Source organism: Bradyrhizobium sp. 23, from assembly GCF_023073295.1.
GTDB lineage: Bacteria > Pseudomonadota > Alphaproteobacteria > Rhizobiales > Xanthobacteraceae > Bradyrhizobium > Bradyrhizobium canariense_D.
Genome location: NZ_JADPJF010000103.1, coordinates 1 through 20073 on the forward strand (window position 1 = coordinate 1; position 20073 = coordinate 20073).

Annotated in this window: 22 protein-coding genes; 5 read left to right on the plus strand and 17 right to left on the minus strand. The window is 63.9% G+C overall.

Going from position 1 to position 20073, the window contains the following annotated elements; all coding sequences use genetic code 11:
• Positions 1–53 precede the first annotated feature (53 nt).
• Positions 54–491 carry a DUF2865 domain-containing protein gene (locus tag IVB32_RS25100; RefSeq protein ID WP_256466598.1) on the minus strand — a complete coding sequence of 146 codons (438 nt, stop codon included), beginning with the start codon at positions 489–491 and terminating at the stop codon, positions 54–56.
• A gap of 17 nt (positions 492–508) precedes the next feature.
• A complete protein-coding gene (locus tag IVB32_RS25105; RefSeq protein WP_204513289.1) occupies positions 509–1327 on the minus strand; it encodes a L,D-transpeptidase in 819 nt (272 codons plus the stop codon).
• Positions 1328–1537: 210 nt separating this feature from the next.
• Between IVB32_RS25105 and IVB32_RS25110 the strand changes: the two genes are divergently transcribed.
• From IVB32_RS25110 to IVB32_RS25130, 5 genes are all read left to right on the plus strand, one after another.
• Complete coding sequence (locus IVB32_RS25110) at positions 1538–2650, plus strand: AI-2E family transporter (RefSeq protein ID WP_026232782.1); 1113 nt, start codon at positions 1538–1540, stop codon at positions 2648–2650.
• 78 nt (positions 2651–2728) lie between these two features.
• Positions 2729–3100: a DUF883 family protein gene (locus IVB32_RS25115; RefSeq protein WP_026232783.1), complete on the plus strand. Its 372-nt coding sequence runs from the start codon at positions 2729–2731 to the stop codon at positions 3098–3100.
• A gap of 76 nt (positions 3101–3176) precedes the next feature.
• The gene (locus IVB32_RS25120) at positions 3177–3632 is read left to right on the plus strand and encodes a hypothetical protein (protein ID WP_018454658.1); all 456 of its coding nucleotides are present in this window, start codon (positions 3177–3179) and stop codon (positions 3630–3632) included.
• A 176-nt stretch (positions 3633–3808) separates the two neighbouring features.
• Complete coding sequence (locus tag IVB32_RS25125; RefSeq protein WP_018454659.1) at positions 3809–4951, plus strand: OpgC domain-containing protein; 1143 nt, start codon at positions 3809–3811, stop codon at positions 4949–4951.
• A gap of 67 nt (positions 4952–5018) precedes the next feature.
• The gene (locus tag IVB32_RS25130; protein WP_026232784.1) at positions 5019–5648 is read left to right on the plus strand and encodes a TetR/AcrR family transcriptional regulator; all 630 of its coding nucleotides are present in this window, start codon (positions 5019–5021) and stop codon (positions 5646–5648) included.
• A 7-nt stretch (positions 5649–5655) separates the two neighbouring features.
• Here IVB32_RS25130 and IVB32_RS25135 read toward each other — a convergent pair whose 3' ends face one another.
• The 15 genes from IVB32_RS25135 to urtA all read right to left on the minus strand — a co-directional run bounded on the left by IVB32_RS25135 (position 5656) and on the right by urtA (position 19675).
• Complete coding sequence (locus tag IVB32_RS25135) at positions 5656–7314, minus strand: HWE histidine kinase domain-containing protein (RefSeq protein ID WP_018454661.1); 1659 nt, start codon at positions 7312–7314, stop codon at positions 5656–5658.
• 296 nt (positions 7315–7610) lie between these two features.
• On the minus strand, positions 7611–8234 hold the full coding sequence (gene ureG / locus IVB32_RS25140; RefSeq protein WP_026232785.1) for an urease accessory protein UreG: 624 nt from the start codon (positions 8232–8234) through the stop codon (positions 7611–7613).
• A 158-nt stretch (positions 8235–8392) separates the two neighbouring features.
• Positions 8393–9121, minus strand: a complete 729-nt coding sequence (locus IVB32_RS25145) for an urease accessory protein UreF (RefSeq protein WP_018454663.1) — start codon at positions 9119–9121, stop codon at positions 8393–8395.
• Entirely contained in the window at positions 9102–9719 is a 618-nt protein-coding gene (locus IVB32_RS25150; protein WP_018454664.1) for an urease accessory protein UreE, read from the minus strand. The genes IVB32_RS25145 and IVB32_RS25150 overlap by 20 nt, the downstream gene beginning before the upstream one ends.
• A 14-nt stretch (positions 9720–9733) precedes the next feature.
• The gene (locus IVB32_RS25155) at positions 9734–10033 is read right to left on the minus strand and encodes a putative quinol monooxygenase (protein ID WP_007599815.1); all 300 of its coding nucleotides are present in this window, start codon (positions 10031–10033) and stop codon (positions 9734–9736) included.
• A gap of 142 nt (positions 10034–10175) precedes the next feature.
• A complete protein-coding gene (gene ureC / locus IVB32_RS25160; RefSeq protein ID WP_247369353.1) occupies positions 10176–11891 on the minus strand; it encodes an urease subunit alpha in 1716 nt (571 codons plus the stop codon).
• Positions 11892–11928: 37 nt separating this feature from the next.
• Positions 11929–12468: an HD domain-containing protein gene (locus IVB32_RS25165; protein WP_026232787.1), complete on the minus strand. Its 540-nt coding sequence runs from the start codon at positions 12466–12468 to the stop codon at positions 11929–11931.
• 57 nt (positions 12469–12525) lie between these two features.
• Positions 12526–12831: an urease subunit beta gene (locus IVB32_RS25170; RefSeq protein ID WP_007599812.1), complete on the minus strand. Its 306-nt coding sequence runs from the start codon at positions 12829–12831 to the stop codon at positions 12526–12528.
• 9 nt (positions 12832–12840) lie between these two features.
• Entirely contained in the window at positions 12841–13143 is a 303-nt protein-coding gene (locus IVB32_RS25175; protein ID WP_018454667.1) for an urease subunit gamma, read from the minus strand.
• 24 nt (positions 13144–13167) lie between these two features.
• A complete protein-coding gene (locus IVB32_RS25180; protein ID WP_018454668.1) occupies positions 13168–13998 on the minus strand; it encodes an urease accessory protein UreD in 831 nt (276 codons plus the stop codon).
• Between the two features lie 30 nt (positions 13999–14028).
• A complete protein-coding gene (gene urtE / locus IVB32_RS25185) occupies positions 14029–14724 on the minus strand; it encodes an urea ABC transporter ATP-binding subunit UrtE (protein ID WP_007599806.1) in 696 nt (231 codons plus the stop codon).
• 3 nt (positions 14725–14727) lie between these two features.
• Entirely contained in the window at positions 14728–15489 is a 762-nt protein-coding gene (gene urtD, locus IVB32_RS25190) for an urea ABC transporter ATP-binding protein UrtD (protein ID WP_018454669.1), read from the minus strand.
• On the minus strand, positions 15486–16664 hold the full coding sequence (urtC, locus tag IVB32_RS25195; protein ID WP_026232788.1) for an urea ABC transporter permease subunit UrtC: 1179 nt from the start codon (positions 16662–16664) through the stop codon (positions 15486–15488). The genes urtD and urtC overlap by 4 nt, the downstream gene beginning before the upstream one ends.
• Positions 16661–18268 (minus strand): urea ABC transporter permease subunit UrtB, encoded by a 1608-nt coding sequence (gene urtB, locus IVB32_RS25200; protein WP_018454671.1) that lies wholly within the window; start codon positions 18266–18268, stop codon positions 16661–16663. The genes urtC and urtB overlap by 4 nt, the downstream gene beginning before the upstream one ends.
• Positions 18269–18352: 84 nt before the next feature.
• Complete coding sequence (urtA, locus tag IVB32_RS25205) at positions 18353–19675, minus strand: urea ABC transporter substrate-binding protein (RefSeq protein WP_026232789.1); 1323 nt, start codon at positions 19673–19675, stop codon at positions 18353–18355.
• Positions 19676–20073 lie beyond the last annotated feature (398 nt).

Genomic DNA, 20073 nt, shown 5'->3' on the forward strand with positions numbered 1-20073 from the left:
CCCCCAATCCCTGCAATCTCAAATGCCGCCGCAACCGGAAAACTGACTCCTGCTCAATCGCTTAGTGCCTTGTTCACGGACGACGCGTTAGGCAGGTCGGAATAGGATTTCCCCTTATCCGTCGTCGCGTCGTCGATGTTGCCGCCATAGACCAGCGAGGTCTCCGAGGCCGGGCAGAAGCTCTTGCAGGATTGCGCCTTGCTCTCGGAATCGTTTCCCTGCGCCGGGAAATAACGTCCGTCGCAGCCGCGCACGCAATAGGCCGTGCCGCCACCGTAGGAGGCCCGCTGGCGCGGCGGGTCGTAGCGCGGCGTGTCATCGGTCTGGAAAGGCATGCGAATCTCGGGCGCCGGCCGTCCGCGGAAGCCGCCGAACAGCGCCGAGAAAAAGTCCTCCGCATGGGCGGATGGCGTCAGCGCGAGGCCGAAGGAGGCAATGGCGACGAACGCCGCCGCGCCCCCGGCGAGTTTGCCGATCGAACGTCTCTTCATGTGACCTCACTCGACCCTTAGTTCACGGCCGAATTCGAAATGTTCAGCGCCTGCCGGCCTGAGGGCAGCGCGGTCACGGCTGGGCGCTTGCGCACGGAATCACTGCCTTTCGCCATCAGCGGCGCGTTCTTCGGTAGCACGACCACCTTGGCGCCGACATTGACACGGCCGAACAGGTCGGTGACATCCTCATTGGTCATGCGGATGCAACCGGACGAAACGAACTTCCCGATCGTGGTGGGATCGTTGGTGCCATGGATGCGGTATTCGCTCGACCCGAGATACATCGCACGCGCGCCGAGCGGATTGCCGGGGCCACCAGCGACGAAGCGGGGCAGATAGGGTTGGCGCGCGATCATCTCAGCCGGCGGATGCCAGTCCGGCCACTCCGCCTTGCGGCTGACGCTCTGCACGCCCGACCAGGTGAAGCCCTCGCGGCCGACGCCGACGCCATAACGGATCGCGCGGCCCTGGCCGAGCACATAGTAAAGGTAAGTATTGTTGGTATCGATGACGATGGTGCCGGCCGGCTCGCTGCGGTCGAAGCTGACAATCTGCCTGCGCAGGCGATCTGGCAGCGCGGCATCCTCGTCGGGCGCTTGCGCGTTCTGACTTGCATAGCCTTGGTTCGCATAGCCCTGGTTCGCATAGCTTGGGCTCGCATAACCCTGCGAATAGCCCTGGTCCTGCGGGTAAGCCTGATCTTGCGGATAGGTGTAGCCCAGCGTCTGTGCGCTTGCGGCGCCGAACGGCACTGCCAGCAAAGCGGTTGCAAAGGCAAAAGCGGTGATGCGGCGCTGCGATAAGCGGCGTCGGACTGCAGAGAACTTCGTCATGTGCTGCCCCGTGTGGATGCCTGCATCAGGGTGATGCGCTGGTTTGTTCAACGCGGTCCAACCGCTACAAGTTCCGCGGCGGGATGCAGCAGCGACGTCAGAGTCAAGCGAGCGCTTCTTCGCGAAGCCGCGATGGAACCCGCAGGGCGCGAGGACGTTCTCCCCTGGTCATGGGCGCGAGGACTGAAGTCTCCGTGCCGGAGAGGTATTGTGCGCGTCCTTCCCAGTGAACGTATGACTCCCGGCAATGGCGAAGGCACTCCGCTTCCCGAGAGCCACGGCGAACTCCCGCCGGTGATCCGCCGCACCGAACTCGTCGCCTTCTCGCTCGCCGGACTGCTCCTCATCGCAATCGTCGCGGTGCTCTATGTCGGAAAGGCGTTCTTTTTGCCTGTCGTGATGGCGTTCGTCACCGGCACGATGCTCTCGCCGGCAGCGACCTTTCTGGAGTACCGGAAAGTGCCGCGCGGGCTTGCCGCCGTCTTGATCGTGTTCGCGGTGACCGCCGTGGTCGGCTTCATCGTCGCGCTGATCGCCTCGCCGGCGATGGAATGGAGCTCGCGCCTGCCCGAACTCGGCGCGCAGTTGAAAGACAAGGTCCACGTGTTCGACCGGCCGCTGGCGCTGTGGCGAGAGCTGCAGACGATGCTCGGCGGCTCGGAGGGATTGCCAAGCTTCCAGATGCCGAAATTCGAGTGGGTGCAGCCAACGATTGAATTCCTGTCACCGACCTTTACCGAATTCCTGCTGTTCTTCGTCACCCTGATCCTGTTCATCGCCAGCTGGCGCGACCTGCGACGGGCAATGATCATGACCTTCAGCGATCACGACGCACGGCTGCGCACGCTTCGCATCCTCAACGAGATCGAGGTCCATCTCGGCAACTACCTTTTGACTGTGACCCTGATCAACGTCGGCGTCGGCGTCGCCGCCGGAATCGTCTGCGCCCTCACCGGAATGCCCAATCCGGCTGGCCTCGGCGCGCTGGCGGCCACCCTCAATTTCATTCCGATCATCGGACCGGTGGCCATGTTCGCCATTCTGGTCGTGGTGGGGCTGGTCACCTTCCCGACCGTCAGCGGCGGCCTGATGGCGGCGCTCGCCTTTGGCGGCATCACCTTCCTGGAGGGACATTTCGTCACGCCGACCATCATCGGCCGGCGGCTGGCGCTCAATGCGCTCGCGGTGCTGCTGGCGCTGGCGTTCTGGACCTGGCTGTGGGGCCCGATGGGCGCGTTCCTGTCGTCGCCGCTGCTGATCGTCGCCCTGATCCTGAAGGAGCATCTGTTGCCTGAGGATTCGCCGCAGCTCCCGCAGGACTGACCGGTTTCCGTGAACGGAACTTACACCACGACGAAACGTTTCCCGGCTGTCTCAACCGTCAACAGCCCGGAGCCCCTGATGTCCACCACCAATGCCGAAGCCGGGATGAGAGACTGGACCGACAAAGCCACCAGAGAACGCCTCGAGAAGGATGTAGCAGCCGTGAAAAGCGATATCGCCGCCCTCACTGATCAGATCACCGACGCGCTCAATACTTTTGCCAACTCCTCCAGCAAGCAAGCCCGCCGCGGCTATAGCCAAGCGCGCGAAAACGTGGATTCCGCGATCGACGACATGTCGGAACGCGGCAGCGCGATGATGGGCGCGGCACAGGAGGCCTACGGCTCGATCGAGGAGACGCTGGAGGACGCGATCACGCAGCGGCCGCTCGCGACCGTCGGGCTTGCGCTCGGCATCGGCTTCCTGATCGGCGCGGTCTGGCGTCGCTGAGATCGCGAACGGGTATCGAGACGGTGGCGCAGCGGCGCCGCCGGTGCCGGCTTGTGGGGATCTGAGGAGCAAGACCATGTTTCAGCGCATCATCGACGGGATCAGCGCATCCACCGGCACCACTGTGCGGCTGACCTCGCTGGCAGCAGGCGCGGCGTTCGCACTCTTCATCACCACGTGCTTCCTGTGCGCGGCGGCATTCATTTCGGTGCTCAACAAATATGGTCCGGTGCAGGCCTGCCTCGCCGGTGCGGGCATTTTCTTTCTGCTGACCCTCACCGCGGCGGTGAGCTATTGGGTCTACAAACGGCAGCTGCGCAAGCAAGCTCATATCGCGGCCGAGCGCGCCACGAAATCGGCGGCCTCGAGCATGCTCGCGGACCCCATGCTGCTCGCCACCGGTCTCCAGATCGTTCGCGCCATCGGGATCAAGCGGCTGTTGCCGATCCTGGCGATCGGCGGCGTCGCCCTCGGACTCATGGCGAGCCGCGCCGGCGTACCCGACGAGGCCTCGGCTGAGCCTGCCGAGTAGCAGCTACCGGGTTAGAAAATTTCGTCACGGGTCCCGCGAACGCGCCTATCCAATCGGCACCGGCGGCCCCGCGCCAATTTCGCGCCGTTTGCCTGCGCCATCACGCAAACGCTACTCGGATAGGCAGGCGGTTGCCGCTAAAAGCAGCGCCCCTGATTCCAAAAGCCATTTTTTCGATGAAACCGTCCGTCCAGGCGAACCTCGCCGCATTTCAACACGACCCCCGGCTCTATTTGACGCTCGGTATCGCCAACTGGTCGGTTTTCGTCGACCACATCCCGAACAACGTCGTCAATTTGCTGACGCTGCGCAATTTCGGCTTCAGCGGCGCCGCAGACTTGTTCGTGTTCGTGGCCGGCTATGGCATGGCCATCATTCACGGCAAGATCGCCCTGGAGCGCGGCTACGTCGTCGCGGCGACGCGCATCTTCCAGCGCATGTGGCGGCTCTACGCCGCCTATGTCGTCCTGTTCGTGATCTACATCGACGCCATCGCCTATGTCGCCTCGCAATCGATGGCGCCCGAGATCATCAACGAATACAACATCTCGGGCATCATCGAGCATCCGCTGCGGATCCTGATACGCGGACTGGTGCTTCAGGAAGAGCCGCTGAACCTCGATCTTCTTCAGCTGATGATCCCGCTGATGGCCCTCCTTCCACTCGCGCTGTGGGGGCTGTTGCGGCGTCCGAACCTGACGCTGGCGGCGTCGGTCGCGCTGTACGTTGCGGCGCGCTGGTTCGGCTGGAATTTCCGGGTTTATCCGGACCAGGAGTGGACCTTCAACCCGTTCTGCTGGCAGATGCTGATGGTGCTGGGCGGCTGGTTTGCCGTGACCGGCACGTCGGGCCGCGCGCTGCATGGCCTGTCCTGGCTGCGCGTGCTCGCAGGCGCCTATCTCGTATTCGCGATGGCAATCACGCTGATGCGACACTCGCCGACGCTAGCGGCCTATTTGCCGGATATCGCGCTCAACACCATCACGCCGACCGACAAGGAAGACCTCGCCCCCTATCGCGTGGTCCACTTCCTCGCGCTCGCTTTCCTCGCGACATATTTCGTCCCGGCCGATCATCCCGGCCTGCGACTGAAGCCGCTTCAGGCGGTGATCAGATGCGGCGAGGAATGGCTCGCGGTGTTCTGCGTCGGCGTGTTCCTGTCGTTTGCCGGCCATCTCATCCTGATCACCGGCGCCAATTTGGTGGTGATGCAGATTGCCGTGAGCCTGGCCGGCTTCGCGGCGATGGCCGCGGTCGCATATTACATCGCCTGGTCGAAGCGGCAGGACCTGCCCGCGGCCTTGCGGCAACAGGCCTAACCCGGCACCTTCCGATTCCCCTAGGCCGGCCATTACGGCTGGGCTATGCGGAGCGGCAGCGGATTGCATGGGGAGGCCGGGCGTGGTGATGGCGAATGGCGGGGATGAGGGAGCCGACGGCGCGCCCCGGCGCGGCCGGCCAAGGTCGATCGAGACCACCAACGCCATTCTCCAAAGCGCCTATGCGCTGATGGCCACTACCGGCCTTGCCGCCACCACCATTGACGCGATCGCGCGCCACTCCAGCGTCTCCAAGATGACGATCTACAAATGGTGGCCGTCGCGCGAAGCCTTGCTGATCGACGCCTTTCTTCACCATGCCGCGCAGATGCTGCCGCTGCCGCATGCAAGCTCGGGCAGCCCCGCCGCGCGCGCACGCCGCCATGCCGCCGCCTATGCCGAAGCCCTCCAGGGCGAGTTCGGCAAGGTCCAGCTCGCCGTCATCTCCGAATGCATCTCCAAGACCGGCTCGGCGGAGCTGTTCTACGCCCGCTACCTGCAATTCCGCCGCGACGCGCTGATCGAGATGATCGCCGCGGGCCAGAACGACGGCAGCATTCTGGCGGAAGCACCGCCCCAGGATCTCTACGACGCGATCTATGGCAGCCTGTTCTACCGCTACGTCTTCGGCATCGCGCCGATCACGCCGGCCTACGCGCGGACCCTGGTTGACCTCGTGCTGCGGCCGAAGAGCTAGCCTCGAATTACCGCGCAGGCCGGATCGGTGCTGACAGCTTGTCGGTGCGGTCGCGCTCGGTCATGTCCTCGACCGTCTCCATCGGCGCGGTCAGCTCGTAGACATAGGAGACATCGGTGAAATAGCGCTTGGCGGTGCCGCCGAGCGCCTCGGGCGCGACGCGGTCGAGCAGGATCAGGCCGAAGTCGGAATCGGGGCGGCGCGTCGCTTCGCTGGTGTTGAACTCCTCCCAGCGGAAATAGAAGACCTCGCCGGACCCCTCGTTCGTCACCGTCCAATTGGCAGTGATGTGCGGATGCTTGCCGACAAGCGACAGGCCCTCGTCGGAGTGCGAGGCGAGCTCGAAGAACAGCAGCGACAGACTCTGCGCCGCGCGCGCGCTGACTGCGATATCAGGACCGGTGACGGCAATGCGGTCGGCATGCGGGATGGCGCGCGCCTCGAACAGGCCCTTCAGCTTGACACCCTGCCACTGGCTCTCGCTGAGCAGCGAGACGACGTTGGACATGGCGTGGATGCGGCCGATCAGGAGCTCGCGCGCGACATCGATGTCGGAGCCATGGCGCAGCGTGCGGGTCACGATCGACTGGATCACCGCCAGGATGTTTTTGACCCGATGGTTGAGCTCGTCGATGACAGCCGTCAGCCGGCGCTCGAAGCCGATTCTGACCTGGATTTCCCGGCTGAGCCGCAAATTGTTGTAGGCGACATAGCCGAACAGGCCGCACACCATCGCGGTGATCGCAAGGCCGATCGCCGCCACGATGATCGCAGTCTGCTCGGCGCGGCGCGCCGAATTGGTCTTGGCGTAATAGCCGAGCTGCCAGTCGCGACCACCGAAGCTCACCGTGCGCGTCGCCGACGGCGCCGGCCCATCGGCCGCTGTCGGGCGGGCCGAGACCACGCCTTGATCGTTGGCGACCAACTCGCCACCCTCCCGGCGCGGATCCTTCAGCGCAACCGCGAACAACGACATGTCGTCGTTGGTCAGCATCAGGGAAGAGAGCTCATAGGAAAATGTGATGAAGCCCGCCGGCTCCGTCGCGCCCTCCGGGATGACGGGAGCCGCCACAATGATGCCGATCGACCCGTCGCCACGCAGGAGGGCAACCGGTTCTGAGGCAACCGACCTCTTCTCCACTCTGGCGCGCGCCAGCATGGCGCCGCGCACCTGATCCTGGTCGTAACTGCGGCCGGGCAGCCCCTTGGTCTCGTTGCTGCGCGGCTCGAGATCCATCAGCACATCGATCGGCTGGGTGACACCTGCCGGATCGATCGGCTTGTCCTCATAGCTGCGGATTCGCGGATTGGGGAAGCCGGCGCTCGCGATCGCGGCTTGTGCTGCGGCAAGCTCGTTCGGCTTCAGGCGGGCGACCCAGCCCGCCACCACGAAATCGGTCTTGAAGGCGTAGATGGCCGAGCGCAGCGGCTCGAGCATGTTGGGCTTGAGCACCGACGGCGCCCGGAACAGGCCGGAGGCAACCCGCGCGAGCAGTTCGCGCTCGGTGAGCCGGTCCTGGACCAGGCTCGCATGGACATCGATCGCGCGCGCCAGCGCGATCCGGTCCAGCGCCAGCTCCTGGTCGTGGACGCGATAAGCCGCAAGCCCGGAGAGCAAGGCCCCGAGAAGAGCAATGAAGCCGATGATGAAACCCAGCCGGACCACGCGACTACTCAGGCGAAAGCAGGAGGTCGGCAATAAATACGGAGCATATGGACGCCGCTCGAACGGGCACGTGCCGAAACAGGGTGAACCCCAATCGCCGAGATAATGAAGGAGGAGGCATCGGTACGCAACTTGGTCGCCTGAGAAGCTTAAATCGGCCCGCCGATGGTCCGGCCGAGTTGGATTTGCTCCGGGCACCGGAGGTAATCAATTGCCGTGACCGAAATTTGTTCCGCGGACACGGCTCTGCCCACGGTGTTAACGGGGGAAACGCCTGCGTTAGGTCGTCGCGCCGGTCAGCCGGCCCGTTTCAAGCCGCCTTTGGCCTCAATGAAGCCGATGATGCGGTCCAGCCCCTGGCTCTTTTTCAGGTTGGTCATGACGAACGGCCGCTCGCCGCGCATCCGCCTGGCGTCCGTCTCCATCTTTTCCAGGGAGGCGCCGACATGGGGCGCCAAGTCGATCTTGTTGATGACAAGGAGGTCGGACCGGGTGATGCCGGGGCCGCCCTTGGACGGGATCTTGTCGCCGGCCGCCACGTCGATGACGTAAATGGTGAGATCGGCGAGCTCCGGGGAAAAAGTGGCAGCGAGGTTATCACCGCCGGATTCGATCAGCACGAGATCGAGTCCGGGAAACTTGGCGCGCATATCCGCCACCGCGGCGAGATTCATCGAGGCGTCCTCGCGGATCGCGGTGTGCGGGCAGCCGCCGGTCTCGACCCCGGCAATGCGATCCGGCGTCAGCGAGCCCGAGCGTACCAGGAATTCCGCATCCCATTTGGTGTAGATGTCGTTGGTGATCGCGGCGATGTCGTAGCGCTCGCGCATGGTCTTGCAGAGCAGGTCCATCAGCGCAGTCTTGCCCGATCCGACCGGACCGCCGATGCCGACACGCAAGGGGCCGTGAGATGTAGCCATTGCTTTTTTTCCTATCGTCGTCCTGGCGAAAGCCAGGACCCGTTACCACTGAATCCGATTGTCACGGCACGCTGCAGCCACATCTGTGCATAACCACGCGCACCCGTGGTTATGGGTCCTGGCTTTCGCCAGGACGACAGTGAAAGCGACGAACCCGCTCAAGATCTGAACAGCCGCGTATATTGCGTCTCGTGCCGCACGCTGGCGAGGTCGGCGCGGAACGTCGCGCCGCCGACATCGTCCAATGTCGCATTCAGCGCACGATTCGCCGTCGCGGCAACCGCGGCTTCCAGCCTCACCAGCACGCGCTGGCTGTCGGTCTGGCCGAGCGGAATGAGCCGGCTGGCCGCGGAAATCCAGTTCGAGACCAGCGCATGCAGGAAGGCGTGCAGCGTCGGCGCCAGCGGCACGCCGTGCATCGCAGCGACCACGCCAACGGCAACGGGATAGACCAGTGGCGTACGGCATGCCGCAACCATCGCATCCAGCCCGTCTGCATCCCACGCGGCGCGGGCGATGTCGATGAAGGCACGGCCCTGCGATGTCGTCTCCAGCTGCCGCTCGCGCGACGGCACGAAGGCCGCGGCGAGCTCGGCGATATCGCCCAAGGTGTCGCCCTCGCCCGCTTCAGTGGCGCGATAGGCGTGGACCAGAAACGTCGCATCGCAGAAGCCAGAGCCATCGCGAAGCATCGCATCGAGCCAGTCCGCCAGCGACGCGGTGTCGTTGATGTCACCGGCTTCGACCGCCCATTCGATGCCGCTGGAGTAGGAAAAGCCCCCGACGGGAAACGCCGGCGACAGCCAGGTCATCAACCGGTACAGCGCCGCCGCCTCGCACTCCGCGAGGTCGCGGGCCGCGACCGGCTCATTTGTGGTCATGAGCATGCTTGTGGCCGTGGTGATGGTCCGGGTGATCGCAATGCTCGTCGTGGTGGTGATGGTGATCGTGACCGTCGCCATGTGCGGCATGATCATGATGGTGATCATGACCGTGATGATCATCGTGGCCGTGATCGTGATGCGCGTGGTCGTCGTGTCCATGCGCATGTCCGGCATCCGCATAGGCGCCGCCTTCGGGATCGAACGGCGCCTCGATCTCGATCACGCGCGCGCCGAGGCCCTTCACCATGGCTTCGATGACGTGGTCGCGGCGGATGCGCAGGCTCTTGGCCATGATCTGCGTCGGCAGATGGCGATTGCCGAGATGCCAGCCGACACGAATAAGGTGGTGCGGATCGTGGCCGCGGATCTCGAGCAGCGGCTCGGGCGCAGCGACCACCTCGACCAGCCGGCCGTCCTCCAACACCAGCGCATCGCCGCCGCGCAGCGCGACGGCATTCTCCAGGTCGAGCAGGAACTCGAGTCCCCGCGTCCCCGTCATTGCCATGCGGCGGCGGTGCCGATCGTCGAAATCGAGCACGACCGTATCCGCCGGCGCTTCCGCGAAGCGGTGTTGTCCCCTGACCTGCGTCGCCCGGATCATCCGCGTTTACCCCGTTACCGTGTCTCGACCTTCTCGGGCGTGATCACTTCGATCTTCGGCGGCGCCGTAAAACACTTCACCGCGACGCGGCCGAACGTCTTCATGTGCTCCATGGCGCGATGCGGCACCAGCGCCTCGGCATTCTCCCACTGCTCGACGAACACCATCTTGGCGGGATCGGTGACGCTCTCATGCAGATCATAGGCGATATTGCCGGGCTCTTTCCGCGTCTCCTTGATGCAGGCGGTGGCGGCTGCAATGAATTCGGCGCGCGTTTCAGGCTTGATGGTCAAGGTGGCGACGACGTAGATCACGAGAAATCCTCCCGGCTTTTCTTCTGGGCTTCAGATACCGGGCGGGACCTTAGACCAGGCGGGATCGAACGCAAAACCCGGAAAAGCCGCTCCCGGATATGCGACCAGGACATGGTCCTGGGACATGCGTTGAGGCGCTATTTCAGTACATGAAATATCGCTGCGCCATCGGCAGCACCTCGGCGGGGGCGCAGGTCAAAAGCTCGCCGTCGGCGCGGACCTCATAGGTCTCAGGATCGACCTCGATATTGGGCGTGGCGTCGTTGTGGATCATGCTTTTCTTCGAGATTTTTCCGCGGGTGTTCTGGACCGCATAGAGCTTCTTGTCGATGCCGAGCTTACGCGCGAGGCCGCCGGTGATGGCGGCCTTCGAGGTGAACACCACCGAGGACGCGGTGCGCGCCTTGCCGAAGGCGCCGAACATCGGCTGATAATGCACCGGCTGCGGGGTCGGGATCGAGGCGTTGGGATCGCCCATGGGAGCGGCGACGATCATGCCGCCCTTGACGACGCAATCCGGCTTGACGCCGAAGAAGGCCGGCGACCACAGCACGAGATCGGCGAGCTTGCCCTTCTCCACCGAGCCGATCAGCTTCGAAACGCCATGGGCGATCGCGGGATTGATCGTGTATTTGGCGATGTAGCGCTTGACGCGGAAATTGTCGTTGTCCTTGCCCTTGTCCTGCGGCAGCGAACCGCGCTGCTTCTTCATCTTGTCGGCGGTCTGCCAGGTCCGGATGATGACCTCGCCGAGGCGGCCCATGGCCTGGGAGTCCGAGGAGATCATCGAGAGCGCGCCGAGATCATGCAGGATGTCCTCGGCCGCGATGGTCTCCTTGCGAATGCGGCTTTCGGCGAACGCCAGGTCTTCCGCGATCGAGGGATCGAGGTGGTGGCACACCATCAGCATGTCCAGATGCTCGTCGATGGTGTTGCGCGTGAAGGGCCGCGTCGGGTTGGTCGAGGACGGCAGCACGTTCTTCAGCCCTGCGACCTTGATGATATCGGGGGCGTGACCGCCGCCGGCGCCCTCGGTGTGGAAGGCGTGGATGGTGCGGCCTTTGAACGCCTTGATCGTATCCTCGACGAAGCCGGATTCGTTGAGCGTGTCGGTGTGGATCATCACCTGGATGTCGTAGTCGTCGGCGACCGACAGGCAATTGTCGATCGCGGCAGGCGTGGTGCCCCAGTCTTCGTGCAGCTTCAGCGCACAGGCGCCGGCCTTGATCATCTCGACCAGCGCGGCGGGCCGCGAGGCGTTGCCCTTGCCGGAGACGCCGAGATTGACCGGGAATGCGTCGAACGATTGGATCATCCGCCCCATGTGCCACGGCCCCGGCGTGCAGGTGGTGGCGAACGTGCCGTGCGAGGGGCCGGTGCCGCCCCCTAGCATCGAGGTGACGCCCGACATCAGCGCGTGCCCGATCTGCTGCGGACAGATGAAATGGATGTGGCTGTCGAAGCCGCCCGCGGTGAGGATCTTGCCTTCACCCGCGATCACGTCCGTGCCGGGGCCGATGATGATGGTGACACCGGGCTGGATGTCGGGATTGCCGGCCTTGCCGATGCCGGCGATCATGCCGTCCTTGATCGCGACGTCGGCCTTCACGATGCCCCAGTGATCGACGATCAGCGCATTGGTGATGACTGTGTCGGCCGCGCCCTGCCTGTTGGTGACCTGCGACTGGCCCATGCCGTCGCGGATCACCTTGCCGCCGCCGAACTTCACTTCCTCGCCGTAGCTGGTGAAGTCCTTCTCGACCTCGATGATGAGATCCGTGTCGGCCAGCCGCACCTTGTCGCCGGTGGTCGGGCCGAACATGTCGGCATAGACGGAACGCTTTATTTTGACGGACATCACAAGCCCCGTTTGCGTTTGAATTCTGGATCGGTGCTCACAGAGAGGTTCTCGCTGTGAGCACCATGTCGTCGAAGGTCGTATCGAGCCAAGAGTTACCGCCGCGGCAACCAGCGACAACCTGTTCGGCCCAGTCGGTATAATCGACGAGATCGTCACGTTCCTCGGCCGTCGGATCCGAATGTACGCGCGCGCCGATATTGCTGATCTTGTCGGCGATCTTGATCAGCCTGGCGCCAGCCGATTTTTTCGGTGCGTCGAGCACCTGACGCCGCCGCCGCTCCGGCTTCGACAGGCTCATATCGTCGGTGCACTCGTCGACAAGCGACGCGACACGGTCGGAGAATTTTTGCGCGAGCTCCTCGCGCGTGGTGTCGGTGTCCTCGATCGCATCATGCAGCCAGCCGGCTGCAACCAGTTCGGCGTCGGCGCCGTCGGTCGCGGTCGCAAGCAGGTTCGCGACCTCGGCGAGGTGGTTGATGTAAGGCTCATGACCGCGGCCCTTGCGCGCCATGCCGTTGTGACGGCGCGCGGCGAGTTCGGCGGCTTCGGAGACGAGGCGGACAGGTGACAGCATGGCAAAGTCCTCCGTTTTCGCCTCAACCATGCCGCGCCACGCTCGTTCCTGTGGAATTCACAGCTTCCCCATCACGTCGCCGCGGAAGCCGTAGATGGTCTTCTTGCCGGCCACCGCGACGAGTTGGACGTCGCGGGTCTGGCCGGGCTCGAAGCGGACCGCGGTGCCGGCGGCGATGTCGAGGCGCATGCCGCGGGCCTTCTTGCGGTCGAACTTCAGGGCCGGGTTGGTCTCGAAGAAATGGTAGTGCGAGCCGACCTGGATCGGGCGGTCGCCGGTGTTGGCGACCGTCAGCGTCACCGTCTTGCGGCCGGCGTTGAGCTCGATCTCGCCGTCCTGGATGAAGAGTTCGCCGGGGATCATGCTTCGCTCCTACCTGATCGGCTCGTGCACAGTGACGAGCTTGGTCCCGTCCGGAAACGTCGCCTCGACCTGGATGTCGTGGATCATCTCGGGAATGCCCGGCATCACCTGGTCGCGGGTGAGAACCTGCGCACCCGATTGCATCAACTCGGCGACGGTGCGGCCATCCCGCGCGCCTTCGAGGATGAAATCGGAGATGAGCGCGATCGCCTCCGGATGGTTGAGCTTGACGCCGCGATCCAGCCGGCGGCGGGCCACGATCGCCGCCATCGAGATCAGAAGCTTGTCCTTTTCGCGAGGAGACAGGTTCATACGAAATCTCTTCCGTTCACTTCGTCAATTCAACCAGAGCCGCGGCAGCGCCGCGCCGGTGCGCGCCAGCACGGTCATCATGTCTGCGCGCAGACGCGCCGCATCTTGGGCACAGAACCGCGCCATTGCAAAGCCATTCCAGGCGGATATCCCGACCTCGCTGGCGAAGGATTCCGAGGCCTCGCGGATGCGCTCGATCAGGGCCTCGTCGCCGGGCACGATCAGCGCCGTGCCAATCGCAGCGCCGCCCCTGGCCACCGCCGATCGCGCAAGCTTTGCGCCAATATTGCCGTCGAGCCTGACGGTCTCGGCGAACACTAGCTTGCCGCCGCGACGCAGCCGCCAGCGATCGACGAACTCACCCTGCTCCATCCGTTCGCCCATCGCGGTACGGCCGAACACCACGATCTCGCACAGCAGGAGCGAGGCAGTCGCATCGAGGTCTATGTCGAAGCGACGACGCACGCGCGCGCGGTCGAACAGGATCGTCTCCTGCGGCAGCCAGCCGAGATGTGCGCCTGCGGCAACGTTCAGTGCGATATTGAGCTCCGCCGCCTGACCGGGCGCGCGATAGACCTTTTCCGCGGCCGCCGTCGTCAGCGTCAGCTTCGAACCATCAGCGGCAGCGATCTCGATGTCGAAGCGATCGCCGCCGGCGACACCACCGGCCGTGTTGACGAACACGCCGGAGAGCCCCTCGTCCTCCGGCGAAGGGAAGCGCACGCGCAGGGAGCCGGACTCATGCAATATCCCGCGACGTGTCACACCGTCGCGCGCGTGGACGTCGAAGCGCACCGCGCCGCGGGCACGGTTGGCGTCGAACACCGAAGATGCCGTTAGAACGTCGCTGCGCATCCGCCCCCCAGCCGGTCGCGGCAGAATGGCCTACAGCGCCATCTGGCGGCTGATTTCGCTCGCGTCGAGATTGGAGCGGTCGCAGGTGAACTTCACCGCGCCGCGATCCATCACCGCAAAACTGTCGCCGAGTTCGCAGGCAAAGTCGAGATATTGTTCGACCAGCACGATGGCGATGTTGCCGAGATTGCGCAGGTACGAGATGGCACGGCCGATGTCCTTGATGATCGAGGGCTGGATGCCCTCGGTCGGCTCGTCGAGCAGCAGCAGCTTCGGCCGCATCACCAGCGCGCGCCCGATCGCGAGCTGTTGCTGCTGGCCGCCGGAGAGATCGCCGCCACGCCGTCCGAGCATGGATTGCAGCACCGGAAACAGGGAGTACACGTCGTCCGGAATGTGCTTGTCCTCGCGCCTGAGCGGCCCGAAGCCGGTCTTGAGATTCTCCTCGACCGTCAGAAGCGGAAATATCTCGCGCCCCTGCGGCACGAAGCCGATACCCTTGCGCGCGCGCTCATAGGGTTTCAGGCCCGTGATATCGTTGCCGTCGAGCACGATGGCGCCCGAGGAGATCGGGTACTGCCCGACCATGGCACGCAGGAGCGAGGTCTTGCCGACGCCGTTGCGCCCGAGCACGCAGGTGACCTTGCCGGGCTCGGCCGCAATCGACACGCCGCGTAGTGCCTGCGCCGCGCCGTAGAACAGGTTGATGTCCTTGACCTCAAGCATCGCTCAGCGCCCCAGATAAACTTCGATGACCCGCTCGTTGGACGAGACCTGGTCGATGGTGCCTTCCGCGAGCACGGTACCCTCGTGCAAGCAAGTGACCTTGACGCCGAGCTCGCGCACGAATGTCATGTCGTGCTCGACCACCATCACGGTGTGGGTCTTGTTGATTTCCTTGAGCAGCTCGGCGGTGAGATGCGTCTCGACGTCGGTCATGCCGGCGACGGGCTCGTCGACGAGCAGTAGTTTCGGATCCTGGGCGAGCAGCATGCCGATCTCGAGCCACTGCTTCTGGCCGTGGCTGAGGCTGCCGGCGAGACGGTTGCGGGCATCGGTGAGGCGGATCGTCTCCAGCACCTTGTCGATCTGCTCGGCCTCCGCCCGGCTGCCGCGCCAGAACAGCGTACCCTTGACGCTGTGGTCGACATTGAGCGCGAGCAGCAAATTGTCCTGCACGGTCTGGCTCTCGAACACGGTCGGCTTCTGGAATTTACGGCCGATGCCGAGCTCGGCGATGCGGGTCTCGTCCAGTCGCGTCAGATCGGTGACTCCGTCGAACAGCACGGTGCCTTCGTCGGGCTTGGTCTTTCCGGTGATGATGTCCATCATCGTGGTCTTGCCGGCGCCGTTCGGGCCGATGATGGCGCGCATCTCGCCGGGCTCGAGCGTCAACGAGAGGTTGTTGATGGCGTGGAAGCCGTCGAACGAGACGTGCACACCGTCGAGATACAGCATTGCGGAGGTCGCGCGGGTGTCCATGACGTTCATTGCGCCTCCTCCGCCATTTTGGGTTGGGTGACGCCGTCTTCGGCCGCGGCGCTCGCAATGGTCGCGGCGTCGCGCCTTTCCTTCGACGAGTCCCACCAGGCGTTGAAAGTGCCGACGATGCCCTTAGGCAGCAGCAACGTTACCAGGATGAACATGGCACCCAGCATGAACAGCCAGTAGGGCGCGAGCATGCCGGAGGTGAAGAACGTCTTTGCGTAGTTGACGACGACGGCGCCGAGCGCGGCGCCGACCAGCGTACCGCGGCCGCCGACCGCGACCCAGATCACGGCCTCGATCGAATTGCCCGGCGCGAATTCGCTCGGGTTGATGATGCCGACCTGCGGCACATAGAGCGCGCCGGCGACGCCGGCCATGCAGGCCGACACTGTGAACACGAACAGCTTGTAGGATTCGACCCGGTAGCCGAGGAAGCGCGTGCGCGATTCCGCATCGCGCACGGCGATCAGCACCTTGCCGAGCTTGGACGAGACGATGGCGCGGCAGATCAGAAAGCCGGCGATCAGCGCCAGGCAGCTCAGCGCGAACAGCGCAGCACGCGTGCCCTCGGCCTGCACGTTGAAGCCCAAGATGTCCTTGAAGTCGGTCATGCCGTTGTTGCCGCCGAAGCCGAAATCGTTGCGGAAAAAGGCGAGCAGCAGTGCATAGGTCATCGCCTGGGTGATGATTGACAGATACACGCCAGTGACGCGCGAGCGGAAGGCGAGCCAGCCGAAGGAAAAGGCGAGCAGGCCCGGCACGATCAGCACCATCAGCGCGGCAAACCAGAACATGTCAAAGCCGTACCAGTACCAGGGCAGCTTCGAATAGTTCAGGAACACCATGAAGTCCGGCAGAATCGGATTGCCGTAGACGCCGCGGCTGCCGATCTGCCGCATCAGGTACATGCCCATCGCGTAGCCGCCGAGCGCGAAGAAGGCACCGTGACCGAGCGAGAGGATGCCGCAATAGCCCCAGATCAGGTCGATCGAGAGCGCCAGGATCGCGTAGCAGACATATTTGCCCCAGAGCGCGACGAGATAGGTCGGCACTTGCAGGAACGAACCTGCGGGCAGCAGCAGGTTGGAGAGCGGGATGAGGATGCCGCAGGCCACGACGATGGCAAGGAAGATGGTCGCGCCGCGGTCCAGCGATCGCGTCAGCATGTGAGGGGTCATGCTTCCACCGCGCGGCCCTTGAGCGCGAACAGGCCGCGCGGCCGTTTTTGAATGAACAGGATGATGAGAACGAGGATGGCGATCTTGCCGAGCACGGCGCCGGCGACCGGCTCCAGGAATTTGTTGGCGATGCCGAGCGTGAAGGCGCCGACCAGCGTGCCCCAGAGATTGCCGACGCCACCGAACACCACGACCATGAAGCTGTCGATGATGTAGCTCTGGCCGAGATTGGGGCTGACATTGTCGATCTGCGACAGCGCCACGCCGGCGATGCCCGCAATGCCCGAGCCGAGACCAAAAGTCAGCGCGTCGACCCGCGAAGTGGCGATGCCCATCGAAGCCGCCATGCGCCGGTTCTGTGTCACCGCGCGCATCTCGAGCCCGAGTGCCGTGTAGCGCAGCATCGCGAGCAGAATGACGAACACCGCGAGCGTGAAGACAAGGATCCAGAGCCGGTTATAGGTGACCGTGATCTGGCCGATCTCAAACGCGCCGCTCATCCAGGAGGGGTTGCCGACCTCGCGGTTGGTCGGGCCGAACATGGTGCGCACGGCCTGCTGCAGCACCAGCGACAGGCCCCAGGTCGCCAGCAGCGTCTCCAGCGGACGGCCATAGAGAAAGCGGATGATGCTGCGCTCGATCACGACGCCGAGCGCGCCGGCCACCAGGAAGGCGAGCGGCACGGCGATCAGCAGCGAATAGTCGAACAGGACGGGATAGCGGGTACGGATCACCTCCTGCACCACGAAGGTGGTGTAGGCCCCGATCATCACCATCTCGCCATGGGCCATGTTGATGACGCCCATCACGCCGAACGTGATGGCAAGCCCGATCGCAGCAAGCAGCAGCACCGAACCGAGCGAGAGGCCGTACCAGGCATTCTGCACCATCGACCAGACCGCGAGCGAACTCTGGATCGAGCCGATTGCGCTCGCGGCAGCCTTGGTCACCGAGGCCGGCTGGTCGCCCATGCCGGTCAGCAGCGCCATCGCCTCCTGGTCGCCGCGCGCCTTGATGGTGGCAACGGCTTCGAGCTTCTCGAGCTCGGTGGCATCCGGCTTGAACAACAGGATCGCCGCGCGGGCGTCGCCCAGCGCAGCCTTGACGGATCGGTTGGTTTCCTTGGCGAGCGCGCCATCGACCGCTTCGAGCGACGTCTCCTCATGCGACTTGAAGACGGATTGCGCGGCCTGGAGCCGCGCTCCGATGTCGGGTGACTGCAGCGTCAGGCTGCCGATCGCCGCATCGACGCTGCGGCGAAGGCGGTTGTTGAGGCGGACCGCGCTCGCACTGTCGGGCACGCTGGCCACGGCCTGACCGGTCGTGGCATCGATCGACTTGCCGTCGGTGCCGCTGACGTAAACCTTCTTGCTATCAGGGTCGGCCATGAGCCGGCCGTCCTGGAGCGCGCTGATGATCGGAAAGGCCAGCGTATTGCCGCTGCTTGCGACCACGCCGATCGCCTCCTCCGTGTCGGAATAATCGTCGTTGGCGAATTTGGCGACCGCATCCTCGAACGGGCCGGCCAAGGCCGGCAGTGCGAACGCGATCAGGAAGAACGAGAGCAGGAGCGAACAGAGGCGGGCGGACAAATTGGCTGGCACTGTGAAAGACCCCGGCAGAAAAGGGTGGAGAAGGCGGCGGGATCGCCGCCTTCTCCGATCGTGCAATGGAGCGTCAGATCCGGATCAGGAGCCCGAACCGAGGCACTTGTTGGTTTTGGTGTTGAAGTTACCGCACTTCTTGCCGACCCAGTCGCCGACCAGGTCCTTGGAGCCGTCGAGCTCCTTCGACCAGGCGTCGCCCGCGACAAGACCCGGGGTCTTCCACACCACGTCGAACTGGCCGTTGGCTTTGATTTCGCCAATGAACACCGGCTTGGTGATGTGATGGTTCGGAAGCATCTTGGAGGTGCCGCCGGTCAGGTTCTTGGCTTCGATGCCGGGGAGCGCATCGATCACCTTGTCCGGATCGGTCGACTTCACCTTCTCGACCGCCTTGATCCACATGTCGAAGCCGATCACGTGCGCTTCCATCGGATCGTTGGTCACGCGCTTCGGATTCTTGGTGTAGGTCTGCCACGCCTTGATGAACTTCTCGTTCTCCGGCGACTTGATCGACTGGAAATAGTTCCAGGCGGCGAGATGGCCGAGCAGCGGCTTGGTGTCGATGCCGGCGAGTTCTTCCTCACCCACCGAGAACGCGACGACCGGGATGTCCTTCGCCTTGATGCCCTGGTTGCCGAGCTCCTTGTAGAAAGGAACGTTGGCGTCGCCGTTGATGGTCGAGACCACAGCGGTCTTCTTGCCGGCCGAGCCGAACTTCTTGATGTCGGCCACGATCGTCTGCCAGTCGGAATGACCGAACGGCGTGTAGTTGATCATGATGTCTTCCTGGGCGACACCCTTGGACTTCAGATAGGCTTCCAGGATCTTGTTGGTGGTGCGCGGATAGACGTAGTCGGTGCCCGCGAGCACCCAGCGCTTCACCTTCTCGTCCTTCATCAGATAGTCGACGGCGGGGATTGCCTGCTGGTTCGGCGCGGCGCCGGTGTAGAACACGTTGCGCTCGCTCTCCTCGCCCTCGTACTGCACGGGGTAGAACAGGATGCTGTTCAGCTCCTTGAACACCGGGAGCACCGACTTGCGCGACACCGAGGTCCAGCAGCCGAACACGACCGAGACCTTGTCCTTGGTGATCAGCTCGCGCGCCTTCTCGGCGAACAGCGGCCAGTTCGAAGCGGGATCGACGACCACGGCTTCGAGCTTCTTGCCGTTGACGCCGCCCTTCTTGTTCTGCTCGTCGATCAGGAAGAGGATGGTGTCCTTCAGCGTGGTTTCGCTGATGGCCATGGTGCCGGAGAGGGAGTGAAGCACGCCGACCTTGATGGTGTCGTCCGCGGCTTTCGCACCAGAAATGGAAGCCAGACCAAGCATCAGTCCGGCGGTCGCGGCGAGAACGCCACGGCGGCTAAATGGCGCCGCTATATCGTGAGTGGATTTGCTATGCATGAGTGTCTCATCTCCCTGACGCAGACGTGAAAAACGCTGCGAAACGGCCCCAACGGCCGCCTGCGATTAACGGATTCGCAAGAACTGTGCCATGGATTAGACACCCTTCAACCGATTGTTTTTGCTGGTGAAATTGACAGAAAACGAAGTATCGCACAGGCCGCGCCGCCTAAACATTGAGCAACTCTAATGTATGCGAATGCGGCAGGCAGGTTATTTTCTGAGCAAATTTGTCACTCTGGCTAAATTTCCGGCATAACTATTTCTGCACCGCGATCGCCGTTTCTGTGGGGCGTGCCTTGAAAGCGCCGCCTCAATGTTCCATATGAGGTCGAGGTCTCTTGCGAATCAGGAGACCGTTGCGAGCCGCGTGTTCTTAAGCCCTTACGGGCGTCTGG

Excerpts from the sequence above, each read along its gene's own strand:
- urtD (WP_018454669.1), bottom strand. The coding sequence starts at position 15,489 with ATGAACGTCATGGACACCCGCGCGACCTCCGCAATGCTGTATCTCGAC.
- urtC (WP_026232788.1), bottom strand. The coding sequence starts at position 16,664 with ATGACCCCTCACATGCTGACGCGATCGCTGGACCGCGGCGCGACCATC.
- IVB32_RS25170 (WP_007599812.1), bottom strand. The coding sequence starts at position 12,831 with ATGATCCCCGGCGAACTCTTCATCCAGGACGGCGAGATCGAGCTCAAC.
- IVB32_RS25175 (WP_018454667.1), bottom strand. The coding sequence starts at position 13,143 with ATGAACCTGTCTCCTCGCGAAAAGGACAAGCTTCTGATCTCGATGGCG.
- IVB32_RS25165 (WP_026232787.1), bottom strand. The coding sequence starts at position 12,468 with ATGCTGTCACCTGTCCGCCTCGTCTCCGAAGCCGCCGAACTCGCCGCG.
- IVB32_RS25130 (WP_026232784.1), top strand. The coding sequence starts at position 5,019 with ATGGGGAGGCCGGGCGTGGTGATGGCGAATGGCGGGGATGAGGGAGCC.
- IVB32_RS25100 (WP_256466598.1), bottom strand. The coding sequence starts at position 491 with ATGAAGAGACGTTCGATCGGCAAACTCGCCGGGGGCGCGGCGGCGTTC.
- IVB32_RS25180 (WP_018454668.1), bottom strand. The coding sequence starts at position 13,998 with ATGCGCAGCGACGTTCTAACGGCATCTTCGGTGTTCGACGCCAACCGT.
- urtA (WP_026232789.1), bottom strand. The coding sequence starts at position 19,675 with ATGCATAGCAAATCCACTCACGATATAGCGGCGCCATTTAGCCGCCGT.
- IVB32_RS25120 (WP_018454658.1), top strand. The coding sequence starts at position 3,177 with ATGTTTCAGCGCATCATCGACGGGATCAGCGCATCCACCGGCACCACT.
- IVB32_RS25115 (WP_026232783.1), top strand. The coding sequence starts at position 2,729 with ATGTCCACCACCAATGCCGAAGCCGGGATGAGAGACTGGACCGACAAA.
- IVB32_RS25145 (WP_018454663.1), bottom strand. The coding sequence starts at position 9,121 with ATGCTCATGACCACAAATGAGCCGGTCGCGGCCCGCGACCTCGCGGAG.
- ureG (WP_026232785.1), bottom strand. The coding sequence starts at position 8,234 with ATGGCTACATCTCACGGCCCCTTGCGTGTCGGCATCGGCGGTCCGGTC.
- IVB32_RS25150 (WP_018454664.1), bottom strand. The coding sequence starts at position 9,719 with ATGATCCGGGCGACGCAGGTCAGGGGACAACACCGCTTCGCGGAAGCG.
- IVB32_RS25105 (WP_204513289.1), bottom strand. The coding sequence starts at position 1,327 with ATGACGAAGTTCTCTGCAGTCCGACGCCGCTTATCGCAGCGCCGCATC.
- urtE (WP_007599806.1), bottom strand. The coding sequence starts at position 14,724 with ATGCTTGAGGTCAAGGACATCAACCTGTTCTACGGCGCGGCGCAGGCA.
- IVB32_RS25125 (WP_018454659.1), top strand. The coding sequence starts at position 3,809 with ATGAAACCGTCCGTCCAGGCGAACCTCGCCGCATTTCAACACGACCCC.
- ureC (WP_247369353.1), bottom strand. The coding sequence starts at position 11,891 with ATGTCCGTCAAAATAAAGCGTTCCGTCTATGCCGACATGTTCGGCCCG.